This is a genomic window from Serratia rubidaea (assembly GCF_016026735.1).
Taxonomy (GTDB): Bacteria; Pseudomonadota; Gammaproteobacteria; order Enterobacterales; family Enterobacteriaceae; genus Serratia_B; species Serratia_B rubidaea.
Genome location: NZ_CP065640.1, coordinates 1,630,508 through 1,654,658, shown reverse-complemented (window position 1 = coordinate 1,654,658; position 24,151 = coordinate 1,630,508). Strand labels below are relative to the sequence as shown.

The following is a 24,151-nucleotide window of genomic DNA, read 5'->3' as shown; positions in this document are numbered from 1 at the left end:
GGTTTACCACCTTTACCCATTCCACCGGTAACAGCACCTAAAACAGCACCAGCCAAAAGTTCGGCCTGCTGGCTGTCTATTCCGTATCGGTTTTTAAGCTGATTCGCAAACTCTGTGCTCGATACTACGCCTTCGGCTTCCATCTGCTGGGACCAGAATGAAGATATATCATTCTTCATCTGTGAAGGCACATCAGCATCATACAACCGATCCAGTGCTTCCCGAACCAGCATACCGTTAGCTGGAATATCACCGTACTTCTCTTTACAAGCTACAGCAATCCCAGCCGATTGGCTGGGTTTTTTATCAAGGACCTTGCCATAACAACTTAGATTTTAAACTATCAGGCACCATTTTGAATAAGGCTCTAATATATTCGACGTGTTGGTTATAATTAGGTGATATATCCTCGTTACATTTTTCAAAATAATATTTAGCCTGATTATTTAAGAACCATAAATCATGCTCAACAAATTCCGAAATTAGTAATGTATGCATTATATTATGCACTAGTTCAGCTTCAAAATAGCACGATATATCTCGACCTTTATCCTTTTTATCTAACGACTGGACATTCCTGATGTAAGGCAAGGAAAGAGATAACATTTTTACATATATCTCATTTTTTTTCATAGGGATAGCATTCTCCATAAGATCCTCACTTCCTTGTCGGCATTGGTTCAGCCCCCGCTGGGGCATTCTTTGTCTGAGTCCATGAGCCGTTTTGTAGTAATTGCTCTACGTAAGATCTATCCCCCGTCTTTTTATATATTTCCTGAGCTGCTACCATTCGATGGTTACCTTCCGATATATAATAATTACCCTTGCTATCTACATAGCCAGCAATACGCCCCTCAGGTGAAGTAAATCTATAATTTCCTGATGTCATATCATTTTTTATTTGATCTATTTGCTGTGGGTTTCTTAGCCCTACCTGCATGCTTTTTATACCGGTTGATGCGCCACCCTGAACGAGATTTGATACAGTTGTTTTAGCAAGATTGATTAGATCTTTACCCAACAGGCCCAGTGACGCTACTGTTGCCTGATTCTCCGGATCTGATGCAAACGCTGCAAACTTCGTCCAGTCAGGACTGTTTACATCAATATTCGCCAGATCCTGGCCGTTCCACTCCCGAACGTAAGCCTTTGCCTCATCGCTGGTCATTACGTCCACGCCAGGGATCTTACCCAGCCAGCCCGGACGCTCTGCCATATCAACACCGCCCTGAGCCACTTCCTTATCAACAACCTGTGCTTCAAGTGGGTTATCTTTCAGCTTCTGATCGGTTTCAGCACTTTGCTTATCACTGATGTTCTTCCATTTATCAATGACGCCCTGACAGTTACCCCCACCTTTCCGGCATTCCGACAGTTCTTTATCGAAGGCTAGCGATTGATCCGCATTCAGCGCATTATTCTCAACAACAACTTTATCCGGTGCAACACCAGCCAGCGAACAGCACTTTTCCCAGCACACTCAGCAGCTTGCAGCCACTTTTTCCCTGTGCATTCTGACGTCCCGGCATTTTTGCCCCGACGCGCTTTTTCCCACTGTTAAAGAGCAGCCAACAACCCATCATAGCCAGCACCGTCCCCCCTGTCATTACCGCCCTTACTCCGGCGGGAGGCGGGTCACAGCTTGCTGTGACACGCTGAACCGCCTGCCGGGCGCGGGCTGGCGAGGCCCGCAAGCGACGGTACGGCGCTCTGTCGATATGAGGGGAGCATGAACATCACCGTTACAACTTACGCTCCGGCATTATAGCCTATGGATCATCACTATCACCGATGAGGCCATCTCAAGGAGTAGAAGCAAAGATCCTGGCCAGTTGACCGGGATCTTTTTATCTAACTAAAGAGCTACTGCTTACTGATATATATGGCCTTACACGTATTACGACTTTCGTAATTAACTCATCGGTAATAATTTCAGAGTATAGATACTCGCCTGTAGCATCCTTTTGCAACTTTATCTCGCTAACATTTTCGGAAAGGTACCTAGACACTTCTTCCCCATTAAACGAGATGATCGTTTGTATCCAGCCAGCCGTGGCGCAGAATGAAAAAATAATCTCTAGCCCATTATCATCATTGGTTTGATATGCAAAATGTAAATCAGCAACTTCACTAGTTGCCATGGGTAGTGACTCAAAAAAACCCAATAAATCAATTTCATCTGGGAATGATTTAATAAACATTACTTTTTACCATCTTTAGGAATAGTTGTGACAAATCTACGAGAGCCATCAGGCATGATCTCAAAAGCAGTTTCTAATTTAGCCGCCTTTCCTGAAGGACCAAAAAGCAATGACTCCCGCACTTCAAAGGCTTGATTTCCTTTTGTATAGGTATCTACAACATTACCCTTCGTATTCACTACCTGCTTTAAGTGTTCGGTAAGTACACTTGCCCCTTTCTCATTGGTTTCTAATCCCAAGCGGTTCATTGTCTGAGCCAATTGGGTAGAGCGATCAGCGTTATGCTCACTACTTTTCACATTACCAAAGAGATAATCAAACTTCTTGGAATCAATAACTGTTTTGGTCGCATTTTCAGCGGCATTTGTAGAGCCCGTACTTAATGTCTTCGTTACCGTCAGAACAGCTTTCGCCGCCACATACTGAACTAACTTAGCTTCACTCGTCGGCACACCACTTGCCACGATCTCCGCCGCTCTTTGCGGCGTCATTTCTCCATCAGCAGTTAATGCACTGACCGGCACCCCGAAGAACTCGCCCCAGGCGCTCAACAGACCTTTAACTGCATCCTGACCTTCTGGCATATCTCCTTGGGCGTTCTTGACCAGAGCTGCTGCGATTTCATCCGGTGAAGCGCCACTTTGCAACATGGAAGCACCGAGTGAGGTTTGTGACATCCCTATGTCCGCCATGCCCTTACCGAAGTCGTTCGGGTTCAGCGCATTATTCTCAACAACAACTTTATCCGGTGCAACACCAGCCAGCGAACAGCACTTTTCCCAGCACACTCAGCAGCTTGCAGCCACTTTTTCCCTGTGCATTCTGACGTCCCGGCATTTTTGCCCCGACGCGCTTTTTCCCACTGTTAAAGAGCAGCCAACAACCCATCATAGCCAGCACCGTCACCCCTGTCATTACCGCCCTTACTCCGGCGGGAGGCGGGTCACAGCTTGCTGTGACCCGCTGAACCGCCTGCCGGGCGCGGGCTGGCGAGGCCCGCAAGCGACGGCACGGCGCTCTGTCGCACACCTGCATGACCGGGGTTGGCCTTTGCATGACCGCACCGGACCGGGGCGGGCTGCGGACGCTGGCGAACGGGGAAGGAGCAACGCAGCGAAGCGCAGTGCGACCCCGTGCAGCCAGACGACGCCGGGCGGGCATCAACGCCCTTCAGCGGAGGCCGTCAGGCCGACTTCCTTTGGGGTTTTCTCACAGACGATGATGCGGCCGACGCCGCCAGGGACGGCGGCCACTCCCGATGCCCCACGCGGGGCGCACGCCATAATGCAGATTATACGCATACGAGCGCATAGCGAGGTTTATGGGGGTTCCGAGGCTGACCGCGAGAGTGCGTATAATCTCCCGCATTATGGTTAATGGCCGGACAGCGGCCGCCTCTGCCTGCCATGTTGTGTGTTGCCCGTGCCGCTGACCGGTCATTGACCCCGCGCAGCACCGGCGCTGATGAAGGCAGATCGCCGCAGGGACGCGGCGCTCTGCCGCACCGCCAACAACCCCGCTCACAGAGGGCTTACGCCCTGTCCGGCGGCTCCGCAGCGGCGTCCGGCTCCGGCCTCTCCCGCTGCTCCGCCGGATGCGTACTCGCATGCACCGCCTGCAGCGCACGGATGCTCACCTGCGTGTAAAGCTGCGTGCTCTCCACGCTCCGGTGTCCCAGCATCGCCTGTATCCACCGCAGATCCGCCCCGTTCTCCAGCATCTGCGTCGCCATCGCGTGCCGGAACAGGTGGCAGCTTCCCCTGTCGATGCCCGCCGCCCGCAGGTACGGCGCCACTGCGCCGGTTATGCCGTTCGCCGTCAGCCCCGCCACACCGTCCATCGCCACGAACAGCGCCTTACAGTCCGGGCTGACCAGTATTTCCGGCCTGACGTCAACGATATAGCGTTCCAGCCACCACAACGCCCGCTCACCCACCGGCACCACCCGGTCCTGCTTTCCCTTGCCCTGCACCACGGTCAGTATCTGCCGCCCGAAGTCCGCGCTGTATATCTCAAGCCCTGCCGCCTCACCCCGCCGGATACCCGTTGACCACAGCAGCTCCATCAGCGCACGGTCGCGTATCCCCTGAGCCGTCGTCAGGTCGCACCGGCTCAGGATATCTTCCACCTGCTCCACGCTCAGGAGGGTACGCGGCAGCCGTTTCTCCAGCCTCGGCAGCTCAAGGTCCGCCGCCGGGTTCGCCAGTATCACTCCCTGTTTCGTCATCCAGCTGAACCACACCTGCAGCGGCTGCAGCGTCGTGCGTTGCGTCCGCGTGGTCAGCGGCTCGCCGTTCGCTTTCCGGTAGCCGTACAGGTAACGCTGGTAGCTCTCCAGCACCGGCCGGCTGATGTCCCCCGCATGGTGCAGCCCGCGCTCCGCCGCCCAGCAGATAAAGCGGTAGCTGTGATGCGTCTGCACCTTCAGCGTCGTTTCCGACCAGTTACGCCCCCGCAGCTCACCCTCACCGGTAAATGGCTCGAGCCGCTGGGCTTTACCACCGGCCAGAAGATCGAGGTGATCACCGAACCTGGTCAGTTGATCATCCGCATAGCGCCAACCACGGAGGGGGACGTATGAACATCATTTTCACCCTCCCACTGATCCTTTCAATAACGTAACTGTTATTACAACGCAACAGCCCCGACTTGAAGCCGGGGCTGTTGTTTAATTCAGTATAATATTACGCTGCATCCAGTCCATTCAGTAAATCCCTGAACTTCGCCTCAAGCTCTGCCCACTTTTCATTGCTCAACGGTTTATCCTTGTATGCATGATGAACTAGAGTCAAGAAGGTCTCTGTAACTCCACCGTGATTCTTGAGTAAATCATCAAGTTTCTTCTGTTTCCTCATCCATTCTTTGGAAGAAAGATCTTTTCGTTGCTCCCTGAGCACAGGTTCTGGATCTGATTGCAGCCGAGCGATTACATCTTTATCCATGTCGTAATACATCTGATTGGTTTTTTTGCCGCCAGCAACAACAGATACCGTACTTACATTGCGATGTTGGATTGGAATAAAATACTTTTTCTCCAGATCTTCGATGGCAGCAGAGAGACGTAATACTTCATAGTCAGCCGGAACATTATTACCCGCAGTCGTCAGCCGATCTCCACGCAGCAAGGAACACAGAACCACTACGAGTGAGTCCCGCATAGCGTTAATCTGCAACAACATGGCAGGATTTGAAGAGAACATGTTGCCTAATTCTGTACGGGCAACGGAGGGAGGGATTTCTAAAAGAGCCATATGGACACCTATTATCTATTGATTTTAAACAATAAGACATTCAGGATGACCATTCGCAACACCCATGACAGCACCATGGTTAAAATTACTTAACCTGAAAATGCTAGCCAGAAGTACACTGTTGAGCCTAATATTAGGCACAACCTTTCGTACTACCTTTCTGGTATTACGATGGTCAGAGAAGGCAGGGTTCAGAGCAAGTCGCCAAACTATAGATCTGTTCCCTGCCTTTGCTTCCTTACATTGCCTTCCTACTCATCACCCAGCCTGAAGATAATCTGACCTTTCTCCATCTGCGTGTCTGAATCCTGTGAAAACTGTTTTTCTGATGCATCATCATCGTCCGACAGACGCGGGAAGCCAGGGCGCATTGTCAGGCGGATGGCACAAGATGAGTACTCTCCCGCTTTATTTTTCTGACCAGCCACAGCGAAACCACCGTCAGTAACTTTTTTTATCATCCATAACGAAGATTCTGCATCGTGAAGGATGTCAACGCGGTCACCAATGTTGATACCCGCTGCGTCCATCGCTGAACGGCTGAGACGGAAGCCCAGTTCAACAGCACCTGTCTTCGCCCGTTTGTTTTGTGTGACCGTGACGTGATTGCTCTGAGCGATACGCCCGGTCTTCGCTGCAATATTAGATAAAGAGACAAAGGCCATTTTCAATCACTCTCTTTTGGTTGCTAAATTTTTTATGTGTTTGGATTATAGATCGATCAATTTCACCGTTCAAGCGATTAGTTTGTAAGGTTTCGTTGTATTCATTTTTGAATAAACTCCTCACCGAGATTGTAATCATTTTTTGATTACATGACATTTCTCTGTCGACTGACTTGCATAAAAAAGCCCGGCTCAATGGCCGGGCTGCTATGACAGGAAGTGAACGCGTTTAGGTAACATTAACTCCAGTCACTTGCCGGAGATAATGTTACTTACTGATTGATATTGAAGGACTAATGGAGGCTAAGATATCTATAACATCGTCCACCGTCGAGAGCATATAATGAACGATTCCATCGTGCACATTACCATTTTGCTCATTAAACCATTCTAGATACTTAGATTTTTCAACGCGATAAAGCCCAGTAAGCATCTCCCCTTTCTGCTCTTCCTGCATTTTCAATAGGTCGCCTTCATCAGTCACTCGGAAGGAATAAATCCAATCGAACAACACCTTAACTTTGCTGCCTTCTGCATTATTCTCAGAAGAGAGAATCAGCTCAAGGGAACCAGAGGAATAGTGAAAATCCTCTAGTTGGCTATCTTGAAGAGAACCCTCAGAAAGGGGGATTTTAATCAATTTTTCAGTCATATATCGCTACTCGTCATACCTAAACTTGATCCTATTCTTCCCTGATTGGATCTCCAATGTTGGACGACCATCAGTGCTACGCTCACGTACTATAACCATTCGCCCATCAGGTAGCTTACCGACTCTTCCACCTGGTATGTCTTTAATTTCTGTAGGAGATAAGGCATCGAACTCCTTATTAGCAGCGTTACTACCGCCTGTTCTTTCAAAGAGTTTTGAACGACCTGTAGTCTCATTACCTTTCGATGATGTCGAGGTTAAATCCTCAACGGTAATATTCTGCTTTTCACTGTTCCGCGCATTCTCTTCATCCTCCGGCCCATGACCGCCCGGAGTTCCAGATCCTGCTCCACCCAGCTCTGCTTTCTCTTCATCCGTCAGATCCTGCGCCACATTCGGTTGCCGCGCATTCTCTTCACGAGATTTGCTTGGGTCATAGCTCCCATCGTCAGCATCCCAGGCTTCATCAGCGTTGTTTGACGATTGACTACCATGGCCAACACCGCCCGTAACCACTGCGCCCTCTGCAACACCGCCGGCAATCGCACCCAGCAAGTTATTCTCAACCGCATTCTTCCCGGTCTGCGCCGCCGTCACGCCACCTGCAGTATCGCCTGTCGCCAGTCCTCCTGCAAGCCCCGATGCCAGCTGGCTCAGCGCGCTCACCTGCTGCTTCTCGTTTTCGCTCAATTCACTCAGTTTCTTGCCCGGGAACAGCTGATCGGCGATATACCGCGCAGCCAGTTCGCCGCCACCGGCCCCCAACCCGCCGGCTACCGCCGACTGGTTGTTCAGTTGAGCGGTCACCGCCCCCAGCACCGCGTGCGCCATCGCATTCGCCGTAACATTCACCTCACCGGTCTGCTGATTGGTCGTCAGCTTCTTGATTTCCGTTGCCAGGTACGGCGACGCGCCGCTTGCCAGCGCCCCTGCCAGGTTGTTACCCGCCAGCGCCGTCAGCGCGCCGGTCAACGCCTGCGCCGCCTTATGCAGATCGCTGCCCGTGCCGTACTCCTTCATCGCCGCCTGGTACTCTTTCGTCTCCCGCAGCTTATCCGCACTCCATCCCGGATGTTTCTCCTTCGCCGCCTTCAGGCCGTTAAGATCGCCCTGCGTGCTGATGACGTCCATCGCCATACCGCCAATCTCGCCAATCAGCTGCGCTTCCCGCAGCCGGTTCTGCTCCTTCTCTTTATCAAAGATCGGCCCGATGCTGCCGTTGGCATTCTCCGTATCCCGGCTCAGTTCCGCCACGTCCTGCTGCTGTTTATCCTGCTCGCGAATGGCAATCGTCCCCTCGCTCACCGCCGCCTTGGTGGTGCCTTCCGCATGACCGCTGTTATTAGCACCCGACAGCATGCCGCCCGCCATGTTGGTCAGCAAATCTTTACCCACCGGGCCGCCGGTGCTCAGCGAACCGCCGCTGTGCTCGGCCTTAAAGTCCGCCTTGTTGTGGATGTCGCTCCACCCCAGCGTCCCCGTCTCCAGACGATTCTTTTCCTTGTCCGCCGTACTGGCTAACACTGCCCCGTCCAGCTGGGTGTGCTCGCCCACCTTGACATCAAAACCGCCCTTGCCGGCAAAGATCCCCGTCTGTTCCTGCACGCTGTCGTAATTGCTGTGCAGTTTGTCGCGGCTGGCGCTCAGGTTCACTGAACCACTGCCCGCACCGATCGGCACACTCACCCCGCCGCTGACGCTGGTCTGCTTCGCGTCATAGCGATCGCTGTCCTGCTGGCTCTGCAACGTCAGGTTGCGCCCGACGTCCGCACTCACTTGCTCGCCGCTCACCTGCGCGCCCTTCAGCGTGGTGTCGCGCCCGCTGTGCAACGTGACCTTGTTGCCGCTGTCTATAGTGGTCTCGTTCCAGCTTGTGCCATCTCCGTGTTCCGAACCCTTGCTCGAGTTGGCGTTGGCGAAGATGCTCAGGCCGCTGTTCTTGCCCACGCCCAGGCTCATCCCAACGCTGCCGCCGCTGCTCTTGTTGCTGCCCTCGGTCTTCTGCATGTTCGCCGCGCCGCTCAGCAGCAGGTCGCGCTGGGCGTCCAGCGTTACATCGCCCCCGGCTTTCAGCTGACTGCCGCCGATAGCAATATCGCCGCTGCCCGCCTCGCCGTGTTTGCCCGTGGCGGTCACCTTCAGATTATTGCCGGCGTTCAGCGTTGAACCGCTGGCCATGCTCTGTTCCTGCTTCTGCGTCGATGAAGACTTCTGGCTGCCGAGCGATACGCTCACCGCAAAGCCGCTGCCTTTTTCACCGTCTTCCAGTCCGACCCGCTCATTGGCCTGCATCGCCTGTACGCCGGACAGCGCCGCCTTGGTGCCCTGCAGCGCCTGCAGGCGGCCGCTGCTCTCCTTGCGCGCCTGCTGGGCGGTGCTGACCGCGGTATTCAGCGCGCTGCCCACCGCGCCCGACAGCGCCACGCTCAGCCCGCTCTGCTTGGTCTCAAAGGTTTCCGTACGGGTGCGCTGGTCGTAGCCCGGGTCGATCTGCACGCTGTCGCCGCTCAGGGTCATATCCTTGCCGGCCACCAGATCGGCGCCGCCGATATGCAGCTGCTTGCCCGCGCTGATGGTCACGTTGCCCTGATTGCTGCCCACCGTGCTGACGCTCTGGCTCTGGGTGGTGCCCTTCTCGTCAATCTGATGCCGGCTGGACTGGCTGCCGATGGTGAAGCCCAGTCCGCCGCCGCTGAGCAGACCTTTCTTTTTCTTCTCTTCCAACAGGTAGTGCGCATCGGTCTCGGTGGCGGCGGAAATATCGACGTTGTTGCCCGCCTGCAGATTGACGTCATGGTCGGCGGCAATCGCCGAACCGCTCACCGTCAGATCGTTGCCGGCGCTGATGCTGACGCTGTCGCCGCTCAGCAGGCTGCCCTTCTCGCGCGTCACCCGGTCGTTTTTCACCGTGCGGCTGCTTTGCTTCTTCAGGAAGCCTTTCTTCTCGGAACGCTCCTCCGAGTACGTCGCCTCGCTTTCGGTGGCGCTGTTCAGCGTAACGTCATTTTTCGCCTGCAGGGCGATCGCCCCGTCCTCGCTGTGCAGTGTGCTGCCGGTGACCGTCACGTCCCCTTCGCGCGCCACCACCGTCACGCCGCTCTGGCCGCTGAAGGTGCTGCCCACCGCGTCGCTGCGCGAACTCTCTTCCTCGCGCCGGCTCTTGGTCTTGCCGACCCGTTTGTTCTCGCTGTCGCGGTCGTTAACCTGCTGCCGCGCCTCTTTGATGGTCACGTTCTGCCCGCTCAGGCCGATGCCTCCTTCCTGGCTGTCAACCTGCGCGCCCTCCGCCAGCAGGTTGTTGCCCGCCGTCAGCGTCACGCCCTGGTCGCCGCTCAGGGTGCTGAGCTGCAGGCGCTCTTCCTCACGGCTGTTCTTCACCGAGGAGGTGCGGCTGTTGGCCGTCAGCTGCGTGCTGTTGGTGGTGCTCTCCGCCAGCAGTTTAACGTCGCCGCCCGCCTGCACGCCGAGCTGGCCGCCGGCCTTGGCCTGGCTGCCCTGCAGCGTAATATCCCGCCCGGCCTTCAGCGTCAGGTTGTTGCCGGCGCTGAGCGTGCTGCCCTGCGCCTGCTGCCACTCGCCGCTGACCTGCGCCATCCGCGAGCCGGCCTCTTCCATCCCGCCGCTGGTGCGGTTGCCCATCGCGCCGGAAATCACCTGCAGGTCCGCCGTGTGGCTGCTTCTGGCGGCGCCGATCTCCAGATTATTGCGTGCGCTCAGGCTCAGGTTCTGCGTTGCGTCCAGCTTCGCCCCCTGCAGGCGGATATCGCCGCCGCTCAGGCTGATGTCATTGGCGCTCATCGACGCCTGACGCAGCGCGTCCTGCAGGTTGGTGCTCATGGTCAGGCTGTCCGCCTGCACGTTGATGCTGTCGGCGCGGATATCGCCGCTCTGATGCATAAACTGACCGGCGTCGATGGTCAGCGCCTTATCGGCAAACAGATTGCCGGCGTTGTTGATGCTGCCCGCCGACAGCTGCAGCTCGCCGCCGGCGATCAGCGCGCCGTCGCCGTTCAGGCGCAGCGTGTCATTGGCCAGATAGACCTTCGGCACCCATACCGTCTGCGGGCCATTGGCGGTCTGCACCGTTTCACTCACCAGCCAGACGATATCCTGCGTCAGCGCCGCAATCTGCTCAGGGCGCAGCGCCACGCCCGGCACCAGCTGGAAGTCCTGCGCCACCTTGATGCCGTTGTTCATCAGGCGCTGGTACTGCGCCATCGCGTCTTCGCCGCGCACCGACGGCCGGCCGGTCAGCTTCAGCATCTGCTCGCGCACCAGGCGCTGCTCATAGAAGCCGTCGCCCAGGCGCTTATGCACCTGCGCCGGGTCGTAGCCCACCCGCTGCAGCATATAGTCGCTGCTGATAAATTTGCTGCGGCTGGTGAAACGCTCGTCGGTCACCACCAGATACGGGCTGTCCGCTTCCAGATGCTGACGGAACAGGCCGTTGTCCGGGATCGCGGTCGCCACGTCGCCCAGATGCTGCTTGTCGGTCAGCGCCAGCTCGCCCGGCGTCAGCGGCCGGCCGCCGGGGGTCAGCTGCGTATCGCCGGACTGCCACTCCACGCCGTCGACCGTCACCGCCAGCGGATTGCGCTCCAGCTCCGCACGCTCGGCCTCCGCCGCCTTCTGCGCCGCCTCCACGCTGCCAATCTGCGCCTGGTTGACCGTGGTGTTCTCAATGCTTGCGCCGCGAATGGCGACGCTGCCGTTGCCGCTGATAATGCCGTCAATGGTGGTCAGCGCCGTGGTCTCGTCGCGGTTAAACGTCGGGTACCAGTGGTGGGTGTCCTTGTCATAGTGATCGACGATATATTCCTGACGCCGCTCATTGACCGAATAGCCGCGGTTGATCACCTTGCCGTCGCCGTCAATCGTCAGGTTGCCGTTGGCGGCGATGGTGCTGGCGTCGTTCAACAGCTGGCTGGCAATGCGCAGCACCATATTGCCGCCCGCCAGGATCTGCCCGCCGATGCCGGCGGAAACCAGCCGGTCGCGCGTGACCGTGCCGGTGGTGGTGCGCTCGCGGAAGTTGCTGTAATCGGTAACAAAAGGCGCGTTGATGATATCGAGGTGCTTTTCCGGGTCCCACTGTTCCAGACGTCCGCGATCGTGCTCGCGCCACACCGTATTGTGGTACGGCGTCGGCACGCTGTTCTGCCGGAAGCCGCGCGTCTCGTAGAAGGTCATGGCGTAGCCGCCGTCGTCGTTCGGCTTCAGCGCCAGGTAGTTTACCCAGACCTCCAGCATCTCTCCCTGCGCGCTTTTTACCCGCACCTGCGCGCGTTTGCCCGCCGGGTCAATCGCCAGCAGAGTGCCGTAAGGGTTGCTGTCCGCCGCCGCGTCATCACGGAACGTCAGGTTCTGCGTGGTCGGCGCCATGGTCTCTTTGTCGGGGTTGACCTTGGAGCCGTAAGAACGCCAGTAGTAGTTGTAACGGTGCCACTTGTAGTCGCTGCTTTCCGCCTCGCGCTCAATCTCCAGCCCTTCACGCAGGTTGTCCAGCCGCTTGGCCTCCACCGTCACGTCGCCGTCCGCCTCGATATTGCTCGCCCGGTTCTCAATCAGATCGCCGCTGCCCAAATGCAGGCTGCCGGCGCTGTAGATCAGGCTGCCGTCGCGGTTGGTCAGGCGTTCGCCGGCCTGCAGATGCAGCCGCTCGGTGGCGGCGATCACCGCATCGCGACCATGGTTGTCGATCGTTTTAGCGCGCAGCGTAATGTCATCGCCCATCACCGTCGCCAGGTTATCCAGCGTGTCGGCGTCGACCGTCATGCTGTCAGCCTCCAGCCGCCCCTTGTTCAGCAGCGCGCCGGTCGTCAGCCGCAGCGTTTTGCCCACCAGCGAGCCAAGGTTGGTGATATGCGTGCCGTTGACGGTCAGGCTGCCCGGCAGCAGCCACTCCGTCAGGTTGGTCAGGCCGCCGGCCAGCGTCAGCGTCAGCGCTTCGTTGCTGCTGAGCGTATCGCCGGCGCGCTGGGTGTAATCCTGCTGCAGCGACAGCGTCAGCGCCTGCTGGCTCAGCAGCGTGCCGCCCTGGTTGTCCAGCGTGCCGGCGTCCACCGCCAGCGTGGCGCCGCTCTGGATCAGCCCGCCCTGGTTCAGCAGCTGCAGAGCGGAGACGGCGCGCTGCTGGCCGTTAATCGCCAGCGCGCCGTTGGCCACTACGCGTCCCTGCTGGTTGTTCAGCGTATCCAGCAGCGACAGCGTCAGCGAACCGGCGCTTTGCAGGCGGCCGCCGCCGTTATCCAGCGTCTGCGCGCTTACGTCGGTGTGCGTCGTGCCCATCAGCAGGCCGCCGTCGCGGTTGTTCAGGCCGCTGCTCTGCAGCGACAGCCGATCCTGGCTGGTGACGGCGCCGCCGCGGTTATCGATCTGCGCCACCTCCAGCCGTTGGGCGCCGGTGGAAACCAGCTGCCCGCCCTGGTTGTTCAACTGCTGGCCGCGCAGCGTCAGCGCCTGACCGCTGTGGATCTTGCCCTGCTGGTTATTCAGCAGGTCGATACGGTAGTCGCCGTCGCCCTGACCAATCAGCGTGCCGTTCAGGTTATCCAGCCGCCCGGCGCTCAGCGCCAGCGAGCCACGGCTGCTGAACACCCCTTCGCGGTTCTCGACCTGCTGCGCGCTAACCTGCTGCGCGCCGTTGCTTCTGATCGCGCCGCGGGTATTGTCCAGCAGCCCCAGGATCCGCAATGCCACCTGCTGCTGGCCATCCAGCGCGCCGCCCTCGTTAAGCAGCGACTGTGCGTCGAGCTGCAGCTGCTCCCCGCTCTGCAGCCGCCCCCGGCGGTTATCCAGCGCGCCGTTCAGGTTCAGCCGCATCGCCCGCTGGCTGTAAAGCAGGCCGCCCTGCTGGTTGTCCAGGCTCTGCGCCGCCACGCTGAGCGCATCGCCGGCCAGCAGCTGACCCGCCGCGTTGTGCAGCGTGCCGGCGGCCTCACCCGCGTTCGCGCCGCGCAGCGCCAGCTGCCCCTGCGCGCTGAGCTTACCGCCGCGGTTATCCACATCCTGGCCGATATGCAGCGCCAGCGCCCCGGCCGACTGAATGCTGCCGCCCTGATTGTCCAGCCCGGCGCTCGCCAGCTGCGCATCCTGCTGGCTTTGGACGCTGCCGCCCCGGTTGTCAAAACGCCGGGCGACGGCGGACCAGCCGCCCTGGCTGCCCATCCAGCCCTGATGGTTCAGCAGATCTTCCGCCCGCAGGGTCTGTGACAGCTTGCTGAAAATCTTGCCGTCGCCGTTATCCAGCTGGCGGGTAAACTGCATATCCAGCGCGTCCAGCGACTGCACCGCGCCGCCGGTGTTCAGCAGGCTGTCGGCGCGCACCCGGGTCGCTCCGCCGCCGAGCAGCGTGCCGTCCCGGTTATCCCAGCCGCCGTCCAGAGCCAGCGTCAGCGCCTGCCGGCTCTGCACCAGCCCCTGCTGCCGGTTGCTCAGGCTGCCGCCCTGCAGCGACAGATCGCCGTCGCTGAGCACCTTGCCGCCGTCGTTGTTCAGCCGGCTGCCTGCAGCGCCCTGCCAGCTCAGCCCCTGCTGCGCCGTTAACAGCCCGCCCTGGTTGCTGACGTTGCCGGCGCTGTTGAGCGTCAGCGCGCCGCCGGACTGCAGCCTGCCGCCGTCGTTATTGATCTGGCGGGCGGTAACGGTCGCCCGCCGGCCGCCGGTGGCGCGCCCGCCGCGGTTATCCCAGTCGCCCGCGCTGTTAATCGTTAATTCATCGCCCGCTTCCAGCAGCCCCTGCCGGTTGTCCAGCCCTGTGTGCGCCGTCAGCTGCAGCCCACTCTGGCTGACCAGCCGGCCCTGCGCGTTGTCCAGGCTGTGCGCCGCCAGCTGCAGCCCTGTGCCGTTGATATCACCGTCGCGGTTGGTCAGCGCGCCGCCGGCGTTCAGCGTCAGCTGCCGGCCGGCCAGCAGTTGGCCGCGATCGTTGTCGATCCCCGCCGCCGAGCGAAGATCCAGCGCCGACTGGCTCTGCACCACGCCGCTCTGGTTGTGCAGCTCGCCGGCCGTCAGCGTCAGGCTGCCGTTGCCGCCCAGTACGCCGCCGCGATTATCCAGCAGGCCGCCGACCCGCCAGCGCTGCGCCGCACCGTCCAGCGCCACCAGACGCCCGCGCTGGTTGTTCAGCGAGGCGGTATCCAGCTGCAGTCCCCGGGCCTCAATGCTGCCGTCGCTGTTGTCAAACAGGCCGTTCAGCGCAAAACGGCTGTCGCCGTCGCCGCTCTGCGACCAGATCGCCCCTTGGCCGAACAGGCTGTTGCCGCTGACGTCCCAGCGCCCGGCCTTGATGCGCGCCTGCTGCGCGTCGATATCGCCCGTCGCGCTGAGCGCCAGCTCCCGGCTGTCCAGCGTGACCTGCCGCAGCGCTACGCCGCCTGCCGCGGCGCTGACCTCAGTGCGGCGCGCGCTGAGCGTCGCCTGGCTGAGGTCGGCCTGCCGGCCGCTGACCTTCAGCGTTTTTTTACTCAGTAATTTGCCGCTGGCCTGCACTTCGCCCTGGCTGGCCAGGGTCAGATCCGCCTCGCGCACCAGTTGGCTGTTAACATCGCTGCCGGCCAGCAGGTTGCCGCTGCTGCGGATGCCGCGCGCGGCGTTAAGCCGCACGTCGCCGGCCGCCGCCAGCGTGCCGGACTGGCGCAGCTCGCCGTCACGGCTCTGCACCGAGAGCGTGCCGCCGCTGTGCAGCTTGCCGTGGTAGTCAATGTCGTCGCGGGCGGCCAGTTGGATATCGCCGCCGGCCTGGGTGACCGCCTCCTGTTTTGCCGGCTGCCAGCTCAGTTTGCCTTCGCTGCTGACGGTCAGCGTTTTGCCCGCCTGCAGATGGCCGCCCTGATTACGCACGCCGACGCCCGCTTCGGTGCCGATCATCTGGATATAGCCGCTGTACATGCCGCCCATCTGGCCCATATCGATCGCCAGTTCCGGTTTTTTATCGTCGGCGGCCAGCGGCGTTACCGCGCTGCCGTCGGCGCTGACGCGGTTGCGCCCGGCCACCACCTTCAGCCCCTGTTTGGCCCAGACGCCGGCGTTCACTTCCACCGCGCGCGCCAGAATATCGACATATTCGGTGTCGTGGCGGGCGTCGCCGTTCAGGCCGCCGCCTTCGATGCGCACCATGCCGCGCTCCACCTGATAACCGCCCAGGCTGCCGTCGGCGTTCAGCTGCGGCTTACCGGTGGTCAGCGTCATGCGCCCGGCGTTGATGGTGCCGCAGCCGTTACAGACAATCCCCGCCGGGTTGGCGACGATCACCTGCGCCCGGCCGCCCGCCACTTCTAAAAAGCCGCGCAGCTGGCTAGGGTTGTTGCTGTTGACTTCGTTCAGGATCACCCGCGCCGGCGCGCCGTTGGGGTTCAGGTTCGGGTTGCCCTGGATCATGCCCCCCAGCTGGGTTGAGGTCATCGTCGCCGAGTTATTGAGGATCGCCCCCTGCCGGTCGACGTCGAACTGCTTATATTTGTTATGCGACACCCCGGCCTGGTTGGGCGCGGTGATATTGATCTGCGGCAGCCCGTTCTGGGTGGCGATCACCTCAGGACGCTGCCCCGCCGGACCGTCGGCGACGATGCCGCCCGCCAGCGCCGGGCCGGCGAACAGCGCCAGCCCCAACAGCCACACCGCACGGCGCACCGTCACCCACAGGCGCGGCGCATGCCCGCCGCGGCTTTGGCCCGGTTCGGTGCTGCAGCTGCGCGCCAGCTCGGAAACCACCCGCAGCTCCCCGTGAGTGCGGCTAAAGATCAGGCGATAGCAATGTTTATTCATGAATCACGTCCGTGTAAAAGATCTATCCCGTGAACGGCCCGCGGCCGTCCGGCAGATTAAATTTCCAGGTTTACGCTGAAGCCGGCGGTGGCGCCGGAGGTGTGGAACGCGTCCGGCTTGCTCAGCGGTACGCCGGCGAACAGGTCATAGCTGAAGCGCCGCCACAGCGCGCCGCGCACGCCCAGCGCCGCGCCCGTCAGCTGTTTGCCGACCAGACTGCGCGCGCTGGGGCCGCCCACGCGGCCATAGTCCAGCGCGGTGTACAGTTCATGGCCGCGAGACTGTACATTCCACGCCAGTTCATTGCGCCACACCATGCCGCGCTCGCCGGACAGCGACATTTCGCCATCGAAGCCGCGCACGGTGTAGCGGCCGCCGATCGCCAGCCGCTCCTGCGGCGTCAGCGCGTTGGCGCTCCACTGGCCGCGCAGGCTGGTGTAATAGCGCCAGGGCTGCTGCCCCAGAGCAAACGGCTGGTTCAGGCTGACGTCCCCCATGGCGATGCCGACGCGGGCGCTGCCGCTGTGCGTCGCCTCTTCCGGCGCCGGTTTGGCGCCGAATGCTCCGGTGCCGCGGTGCCAGTTGAGGTTGGCGTCCAGCGTGGCGCTGCCGAGATAGCTGCGCTGGTTAAGGCCCAGCTCCCAGCCGGCGGTGCGGCGCTCCTGGTTATCAATGTTGTAGCCGTCGACCGCGTTGGTGGCGTGGCGACGGTAAGCGCGCATATTGAGCGTCAGCTTATGGGACTGGTTGCGGAACAGCAGGCGGGACAGCGTCAGCTGCAGGTTTTCACTTTTACCGCTGTAGCTCAGCACCTCGTTGGCGTTGGGGATATTCTGGTGGTAGGTGTAATCGCTGTAGTTGGCGGCCAGGCTCCAGTAGCCGATCGGGAAGACGTAGTTCAGCGTATGCGAACGGTTGCCGAACGGCCCGTGTTCAAACAGGTTTTTGCCGATATTGGCATAGAACAGATCGTTCTGGGCAAAGGGCGCGTCAATCGCCAGCGTGGCGGAACCCAGATAGCGGCCGGTGCTTTTCGAACCGCTGTCGTCCAGCCCCAGGCTCAGGCGCACCGGACGCCCCTCTTTCCAGCTCACCAGCAGATCGCTGGTCGCCTCCTGCTCACCGGGGGCGATTTTAATATCGGCCTCGACGCTGGGCACACGCTTAAAGTTCTCCAGCCCCTGCTCAATCGCGCGCAGGTTGAGAATATCGCCGCTCGACGCCGGCAGCGCATTCCACAGCCGCCCGCGCCAGGAGGTCCCCTCTTCAAAACGTACATGGTCGATACGACCGGGCTGCAGCGTCAGCGTCAGCACACCGCGGGTCAGATCCTGCTCCTGCGCCATCACCCGGGTGGTGACATAGCCTGCGGCCAGAATGCGGTTCTGCACTTTATTGATTGCCAGCACGATGCCCTGCTGGCCCAGACAGCGGCCTTTGGCGTCTTCCGCGGCGTCCAGCGCCCACTGAAAGCGTTCCGCCGCTTCGCCGACCAGCTGCAGGCTGTTGATGGTAAAACAGGGGTGTTCGTCAGACGGGTAGTCAGGCAGCGCGACCTCGGGACGGCTCAGGCGCACGTCGCTGTGCGGCGCATTCTGCTGCTGCAGCGCGCGTTCACGTTCCTGCTGGCGCTGCTGCTCCTGCGCATCTCGTGCGGCGGCGTTTTGCAATACGCCGTCCACCACCGGCGCACCATATATCGGCAAAGAGTGTGTGAATAATAAGCCGGCGGCCAGCGAAGCAGGCAGCGTCCTCCGCCATAACAGCGAGGATAAATTCCCTTTCATGCTATGAATTCCGTTTCATAAATTTATATTCGACGCATTATCCACCCGGCTTATCAAAAAGCAAGCTATGCCTGAGTAATAGTAATGATTTTAGAAATTCCTGCTTTTATTCCTTACGACTTCAGTTAATTAGCGCACTCTCGCCCCCCAACGCCAGGCAGATAAATGATATGAATAATCTTAAGTTTTATTCCCCACTTCGACGTTAAATAAAATAATTTGCCAATTAATTATTCCATTTATTTACTATTAGGCACTATTTATTTTTGTTTATTAAAGCCCGCAATTATGACAAACCCGCTTACGCTTTCCTGGCAAAAAGCATAAGCGGGCCGTTTTTATGTACTGATTTTTCAACGCGCCGCAGGCAGGCAAAAAAGACGCCGATTAGCCTCACTCATTCATGTAATGAATGTTCTGAGGCGTGTTCTCCCGCGGCGTCAGCGCCCACCCGGCCAGCATCGCCGCTATCACCACGAACAGGTGCCCTTCGGAGGAGTCCAGCAGGAACGAGTTGAACAGGTGGCAGGCCATATAGCTACACAGCACCGCCACCAGCAGGTTGCGGCGCGCCGTCGGCTGCCGCCAGGCGACGCGGTAGCAGCACCACATCCAGGCAAGAAATAGCGTCAGGCCCAGCAGGCCGTTTTGCACCGTTGCCAGCAGATACTCATTGTGTGGATTATGCACGCTGTAGCCGGTCTGCGCATTGCCGTACCAGAAACTGCCGGCGCCGTTGCCCAGCAGCGGCGCCTGTTGAATCAACCGCCACGATTCGCGCGCAAAGGCGGTGCGCTGCCCCATCGAGTTATCGCAGGCTTGATAAGCCGTTGCTGCGGGGGCCAGCACGCAATGCCGCACCTGCTGCACCCCCAGCGTCAGCCGCTCCATCGCCAGATTAGGGATCAGCGCCAGCATGGCGACGGCCACGACGCCGCAGGCGATAACCGCCATCCGCTGGCGGCGGCGCAGCGTCAACAGCAGCCAGACGCCCGCACCAACCACCAGCGCCACATAGCCCGTGCGGCCCTGCACCATCAGCAGCACATTGGCCGCCGCCAGCAGCGTCAGCGCGCCGTACTGCCAGCGCCGTGCGCCATGGCCGGCAACGGCGCGCGTCAGCCAGACCAGCGCGGCCAGCGCCATAAAGACGTTCTGGGTAATTTGCAGCTTAAACACCGTCGGGTTGTCAGGGCTGATGCCCCAGCGCGTCGCCAGCCCGGCGCCGCCGGCCAGGCTGATGGCCAGTATCAGCGCGTTGGCCCACAAAAAGCCGCGGAGAAACTGCGCCGGCAGGCGGCGATCGGCCAGAAAAAACAGCGCCAGCGGCAGCACATACAGCAGCTTTTTATACTTGCCGACCATCGCCGTTCCGTACGCATAGTCGTGCGTCAGCAGCGACAGCGCCAACAGCGCAACGATCAGCGCCGGCAGCCATACCAGGGGCTGCCTCGCCACGGCCTGCCACTGCCGGCCATCCCGTTGCCACAGCAGGCAAACCAGCGTCAGGCCCAGAGCGACGTTCATCAGAAAGTTGGAGGTCGGCAGCGACGCGCCGAGCAACAGGGCCGTCAGGGCGAATAATCGTTGTCGGATCAACGGGGCGGGACTCGCAGGAACAGAAACCATTGTGGAATACTCATCGCAGGAAATAAAAAATGCGGCGCAAGCGCCATGGAGAAACGATCGACGCGCAGGCGTCGTCAGCCCACAGAAGCGGGCGCCAGCCACCGGTCGACCGCTCGTATCACATCGTCGGGCGGGATCGCCGCCAGGTAGCGTTCCGCCGTTGCGGTGTCCACCGCCTGCGGCGGCGGCAGCGGCCGGTAATCACCGGCCCACAGCCGCGTATGCGGCGCCTGCCAGGGCGACCACTGCGTCAGGTTGCTGGGGCCGAACAGCACCACGGACGGCGTCTGCAGGGCCGCCGCCATATGCATCGGCACCGAATCCACGCCGATAAACAGCCTGGCGCGGGCGATCAGCACCGCCAGTTCCGGCAGTTCCAGACGCCCCGCCAGATTGATCACCCGCTGCGGCGAGATGCAGCCGGCCAGAATGGCGCTAATCATCGCCGCCTCTTCGGCCGAACGCCCGCCGGTGAGCACCACCGTCTCCCCCCTGGCGGTTAGGTGATTGATCACCTCGCTGAAGCCGGCCGCCGTCCAGGTTTTAAACGCCCAGCGCGCCGCCGGCTGGATCAGCACAAAGTCCCGTAGCCGGTAGTGGCGGCTCAGCCGCTCCACCTCATCGAGATCGCACTGCCGCCAGGTTTGCGTCACGCGCGTGATCAGCGTCGGCAGCGCCAGCGGCGCCAGAATGCTGAGGTTATTGAGCACGGTATGTTGCCGCTCATGCCCCTCGGTAGACACCAGCAGCGAATGGCAACGCCGCCACAGCCGGTTATTGCGCTTCGGATAGCAGAATCCCAGGCTGAAGGTGGGTTTGAGCAAACGGCAGTACAGCGCCGCGCGCCACTGGTCGGAGAGATTGATCGCCAAATCATAGTGGCCGGTGCGCAGGCTGTTCCACAGGGCATGTTCGCCGCGGTATTGCGCCTTCAGCCCCTGATGCTTGAGGCTGCGGTCCACGGTATAGGTCAGGTAAACATCGCGGTTGCCCGCCAGCATGGCCTCCGTACCGCCATACACCAGCACGTCGATCAGCGCGTTGGGATAATTCGCCCGCAGCGTACTGAGCAGCGGCGTCGTCAGTAATACGTCGCCAAAGTGGCGCAGTTTAATCACCAATATGCGCTGCACCCGCTCGCGGTGTAATAACACGTTGGGGAGACGACTGTCGGGCAATAATCCCCGGCGGAAGGCGTTAAATACGGCGTGTGGATGACTGCTCATAATTCATCGTCTCAGGAAAATGCCACGGCTTTGCTTTCGCACCCGGGTCGAAGAGCGAATACATAAAGAAAACTTGCACCGAATAAAACGCGGTACCGGCCGCCGGAAAGGATCGTCAGCAGCATAAAATAATGGCAGCCCGCTAAAGCAGCGAGCCGCTACGATCTTAACGAGGTAAAAAGCGCAAAGATAATTGGTTGTGCAGATCAATAAGATCTTATTGATCGCTGAAAACGATCAAACCAGGACAAAAAGAAAGGTTATTACTTTGTGTTATTATTAAATTAACCAATTAATATTGTGAATGCCATTTGGTATTGATGGACCATATTTAAATAAAACAGGCTATTCCGTGACCAACGCCTCAGCGCCGGATTAAGGCGGGCAGCGTAAATTCCGATGAGAATATATACAATAACTCTGTGATTTTAGGTTTTATTATCCATCATATATATAAGAAAAAACTTATAAAATGACGCCTTAAGAAAAACAGACGTCATTAGCGATGGAGACCATTGACCGGCTACTGTCGTCCGGCGATAGCGCTCAGCGCCTGCTGCAGCTGGCGGTACAGTTCGCGAATCGCCGGTGAGAACTGCCGCCGGTGCGGGCAGATAAAGTTCAGCGGCGCCGCCTGCCCCGGGATCTGCGGCAGCAGCACCTCCAGCCTGCCGGCGGCGATGTCCGGATAGAGATCGATCCACGATTTATAGACAATGCCCATGCCGTCCACCGCCCAGCGCCGGGCAACATCGGCGTCATCGCTGATCAGCCGCCCGTGAATCTTCAGCTCCCGGCGTCCCTCCTCGGGATAAAACGGCCAGCGGTCCCAGGCGTGACCGTTGATGGTAAACAAAATGCAGTGGTGATCCGCCAGCGCATCCAGCGTCTCGGGCCGGCCGTGGCGCGCCAGATAGTCCGGCGAGGCGGCCAGCACCCGGCGGTTAGTGTCCGCCAGCGGCAGCGCCACGTAGCTGCTGTCGTTCAGCACACCGTAGCGAATCGCCACGTCCACCGGATCGCGGAAGACATCGCTCACCTGATCGGAGAGCGACAGGCGCAGCGTCAGCTTCGGGTGCTGCCAGCAGAATGCGTTGAGCATCGGCAACAGCAGATTGCGGCCGGTGTCGGAGGGCAGCGCGATTTTCAGCTCGCCGCTGAATTCATTATCCGCGTTGCGCAGGCTGTCCGCCCCCGCCTGCACGATCGCCAGCATCTCCAGCGCGTAGGGCAGATATTTTTCCCCCTCCGCCGTCAGACGCAGGCTGCGGGTGGAGCGGGCAAATAGCCGCTTATCCAGATCCCGTTCCAGGCGCTGCACCGCCGCGCTGACCTGGCCGGGCAGCAGATCCGCCTCTCTGGCGGCGTTGGAAAAACTGCCGAGCGCGGCGGAGCGGACAAACAGCGTCACGTCTTCCAGACGAATCATCACCTTACCCCTGATTTAAAGTCTACTGTTATCACTGTAAATGATTTTCACTGCAGGAGTGAAAGTCCTGCTCTCTATTCGGCATTTTTCGCCCGCCGGACGGCGTTTAACATGCGTTTTATTATTCGCCGTCTTAAAGAAGGAACCGCATAATGAAAGCCATTGTTTACCGCCAGAACGGTTTGCCCATCGCCGATCCGCAGTCGCTGTACGAAACCGATCTGCCCAAGCCGCAGCCCGGCCCGCGCGACCTGCTGGTAAAAATCCGCGCCATCTCCGTCAACCCGGTAGATACCAAGGTGCGCAACGGCGCGCCAACCGATGAACCGCGCATTCTGGGCTGGGACGCCGTCGGCGAAGTAGAGGCCGTCGGCGCAGAGGTCAGCCTGTTCCAACCGGGCGACGAGGTGTTTTACGCCGGCTCCATCGTACGCCCTGGATCTTATGCCGAATACAGCCTGGTGGATGAGCGCATCGCCGGCCGCAAGCCGCAGTCGCTGAGCGATGCCGACGCGGCGGCGCTGCCGTTAACCTCGCTGACCGCCTGGGAGCTGCTGTTTGACCGCCTGGAAGTAAAACCGGACGAAGACGCGGCGCTGCTGATCGTCGGCGCCGGCGGCGGCGTCGGCTCCATCATGACCCAGCTGGCGCGCAAGCTGACCGGGCTGACGGTGATCGGCACCGCCTCACGGCCGGAAACCGCCAAGTGGGTGAAATCCCTCGGCGCGCACCATGTGATCGACCACAGCCGTCCGCTGGCGGACGAGCTGAAAAAAATCGGCATCGAACAGGTGCGCTACGCCGCCAGCCTGACCCACACCGACCAACACTTTGACCAGATTGTCGAGGTGCTGGCGCCGCAGGGGCGCATGGGGGTGATTGACGATCCGCAGGTCCTCGACGTGATGCCGCTCAAGCGCAAGGCCATCTCGCTGCACTGGGAGCTGATGTTTACCCGCGCCATCTTCCAGACCGCCGATATGCAGCGCCAGCACGACATTCTGCAGCACGTCAGCCGCCTGATTGACGACGGCACCCTGCGCTCAACGCTGGGCGATCACTACGGGCCGATCACCGCAGACAACCTGCGCAAGGCGCATGCCCTGATCGAAAGCGGCAAGGCACGCGGCAAAATCGTGCTGGCCGGGTTTTAACACGCTATTTTGGGCTTTATGGTAAGGATCACAGGCAGAGCGGCGCGGTAAGGACCAGCGCCAGAAGCCTGATGCGCTGATGTGCGTGCGCATCGACGCCGCCCCGGCGCCCATGCGTTAACCCTTATCCCCCGTGGCGCGATACCGCGGGGGATAGACCTGCGCCGGGCAGACGCACGGCCTGGTTGATAAAGAGAAGTAAAATAGCGTATTCATCCACGTGGAAAGATCGCCAACGCCCAACCCGATAGAGTAAGCCTTAATAATTCACTGCCATAAAATAAGTAAGTCTGGACGTATAGCGGCAATAACAGTGATGGCGTTTATTAACTTTTGACTATAAATTCGCATCAGGAAAATCACCGCAACGCACAATAAACACCCCCGATAAA

At 59.6% G+C, this 24,151-nt stretch carries 13 protein-coding genes and 2 pseudogenes; 2 read left to right on the top strand and 13 right to left on the bottom strand.

Annotated features, from left to right (window positions below; translation table 11 throughout):
• Positions 1 to 306: 306 nt before the first annotated feature.
• The 5 genes and pseudogenes from I6G83_RS07585 to xerC all read right to left on the bottom strand — a co-directional run.
• Positions 307 to 651, bottom strand: coding sequence for a zinc ABC transporter substrate-binding protein (locus I6G83_RS07585; protein WP_082394636.1), 345 nt, complete (start codon positions 649 to 651; stop codon positions 307 to 309).
• 7 nt (positions 652 to 658) lie between these two features.
• Positions 659 to 1,480 (bottom strand): ParB N-terminal domain-containing protein, encoded by an 822-nt coding sequence (locus I6G83_RS07580; RefSeq protein WP_232238951.1) that lies wholly within the window; start codon positions 1,478 to 1,480, stop codon positions 659 to 661.
• Positions 1,481 to 1,847: 367 nt separating this feature from the next.
• Positions 1,848 to 2,201, bottom strand: coding sequence for a hypothetical protein (locus I6G83_RS07575; protein ID WP_072186205.1), 354 nt, complete (start codon positions 2,199 to 2,201; stop codon positions 1,848 to 1,850).
• 380 nt (positions 2,202 to 2,581) lie between these two features.
• Positions 2,582 to 2,944 (bottom strand): annotated as a pseudogene (locus I6G83_RS23715) (hemagglutinin repeat-containing protein); the annotation flags it as partial.
• A gap of 788 nt (positions 2,945 to 3,732) precedes the next feature.
• Positions 3,733 to 4,656: pseudogene (gene xerC, locus I6G83_RS07565) on the bottom strand (site-specific tyrosine recombinase XerC); the annotation flags it as partial.
• Here xerC and I6G83_RS23540 point away from each other — a divergent pair.
• Positions 4,612 to 4,782 carry a SymE family type I addiction module toxin gene (locus tag I6G83_RS23540; protein WP_072186110.1) on the top strand — a complete coding sequence of 57 codons (171 nt, stop codon included), beginning with the start codon at positions 4,612 to 4,614 and terminating at the stop codon, positions 4,780 to 4,782. The pseudogene xerC and the gene I6G83_RS23540 sit on opposite strands and share 45 nt — an antisense overlap.
• A 103-nt stretch (positions 4,783 to 4,885) precedes the next feature.
• Here I6G83_RS23540 and I6G83_RS07560 read toward each other — a convergent pair whose 3' ends face one another.
• The 8 genes from I6G83_RS07560 to I6G83_RS07525 form a co-directional block, all read right to left on the bottom strand.
• Positions 4,886 to 5,452 carry a hypothetical protein gene (locus I6G83_RS07560; RefSeq protein WP_054305990.1) on the bottom strand — a complete coding sequence of 189 codons (567 nt, stop codon included), beginning with the start codon at positions 5,450 to 5,452 and terminating at the stop codon, positions 4,886 to 4,888.
• Between the two features lie 251 nt (positions 5,453 to 5,703).
• Positions 5,704 to 6,117 (bottom strand): hypothetical protein, encoded by a 414-nt coding sequence (locus I6G83_RS07555; protein ID WP_054305991.1) that lies wholly within the window; start codon positions 6,115 to 6,117, stop codon positions 5,704 to 5,706.
• Positions 6,118 to 6,385: 268 nt separating this feature from the next.
• Positions 6,386 to 6,769 (bottom strand): hypothetical protein, encoded by a 384-nt coding sequence (locus tag I6G83_RS07550; protein ID WP_054305992.1) that lies wholly within the window; start codon positions 6,767 to 6,769, stop codon positions 6,386 to 6,388.
• A 6-nt stretch (positions 6,770 to 6,775) separates the two neighbouring features.
• Entirely contained in the window at positions 6,776 to 16,534 is a 9,759-nt protein-coding gene (locus I6G83_RS07545) for a hemagglutinin repeat-containing protein (RefSeq protein WP_054305993.1), read from the bottom strand.
• A gap of 56 nt (positions 16,535 to 16,590) precedes the next feature.
• Entirely contained in the window at positions 16,591 to 18,321 is a 1,731-nt protein-coding gene (locus I6G83_RS07540) for a ShlB/FhaC/HecB family hemolysin secretion/activation protein (protein ID WP_054305994.1), read from the bottom strand.
• Positions 18,322 to 18,714: 393 nt separating this feature from the next.
• A complete protein-coding gene (locus I6G83_RS07535; RefSeq protein WP_054305995.1) occupies positions 18,715 to 19,950 on the bottom strand; it encodes an O-antigen ligase family protein in 1,236 nt (411 codons plus the stop codon).
• 74 nt (positions 19,951 to 20,024) lie between these two features.
• Positions 20,025 to 21,176 carry a putative lipopolysaccharide heptosyltransferase III gene (gene rfaQ, locus I6G83_RS07530; RefSeq protein WP_072186111.1) on the bottom strand — a complete coding sequence of 384 codons (1,152 nt, stop codon included), beginning with the start codon at positions 21,174 to 21,176 and terminating at the stop codon, positions 20,025 to 20,027.
• Between the two features lie 523 nt (positions 21,177 to 21,699).
• Positions 21,700 to 22,605 carry a LysR family transcriptional regulator gene (locus I6G83_RS07525; protein WP_054305996.1) on the bottom strand — a complete coding sequence of 302 codons (906 nt, stop codon included), beginning with the start codon at positions 22,603 to 22,605 and terminating at the stop codon, positions 21,700 to 21,702.
• A 152-nt stretch (positions 22,606 to 22,757) separates the two neighbouring features.
• On the opposite strand from I6G83_RS07525, the gene I6G83_RS07520 reads away from it, so the two are divergent.
• Positions 22,758 to 23,759 carry a zinc-binding alcohol dehydrogenase family protein gene (locus I6G83_RS07520; RefSeq protein ID WP_054305997.1) on the top strand — a complete coding sequence of 334 codons (1,002 nt, stop codon included), beginning with the start codon at positions 22,758 to 22,760 and terminating at the stop codon, positions 23,757 to 23,759.
• The last annotated feature ends 392 nt before the right edge of the window (positions 23,760 to 24,151 follow it).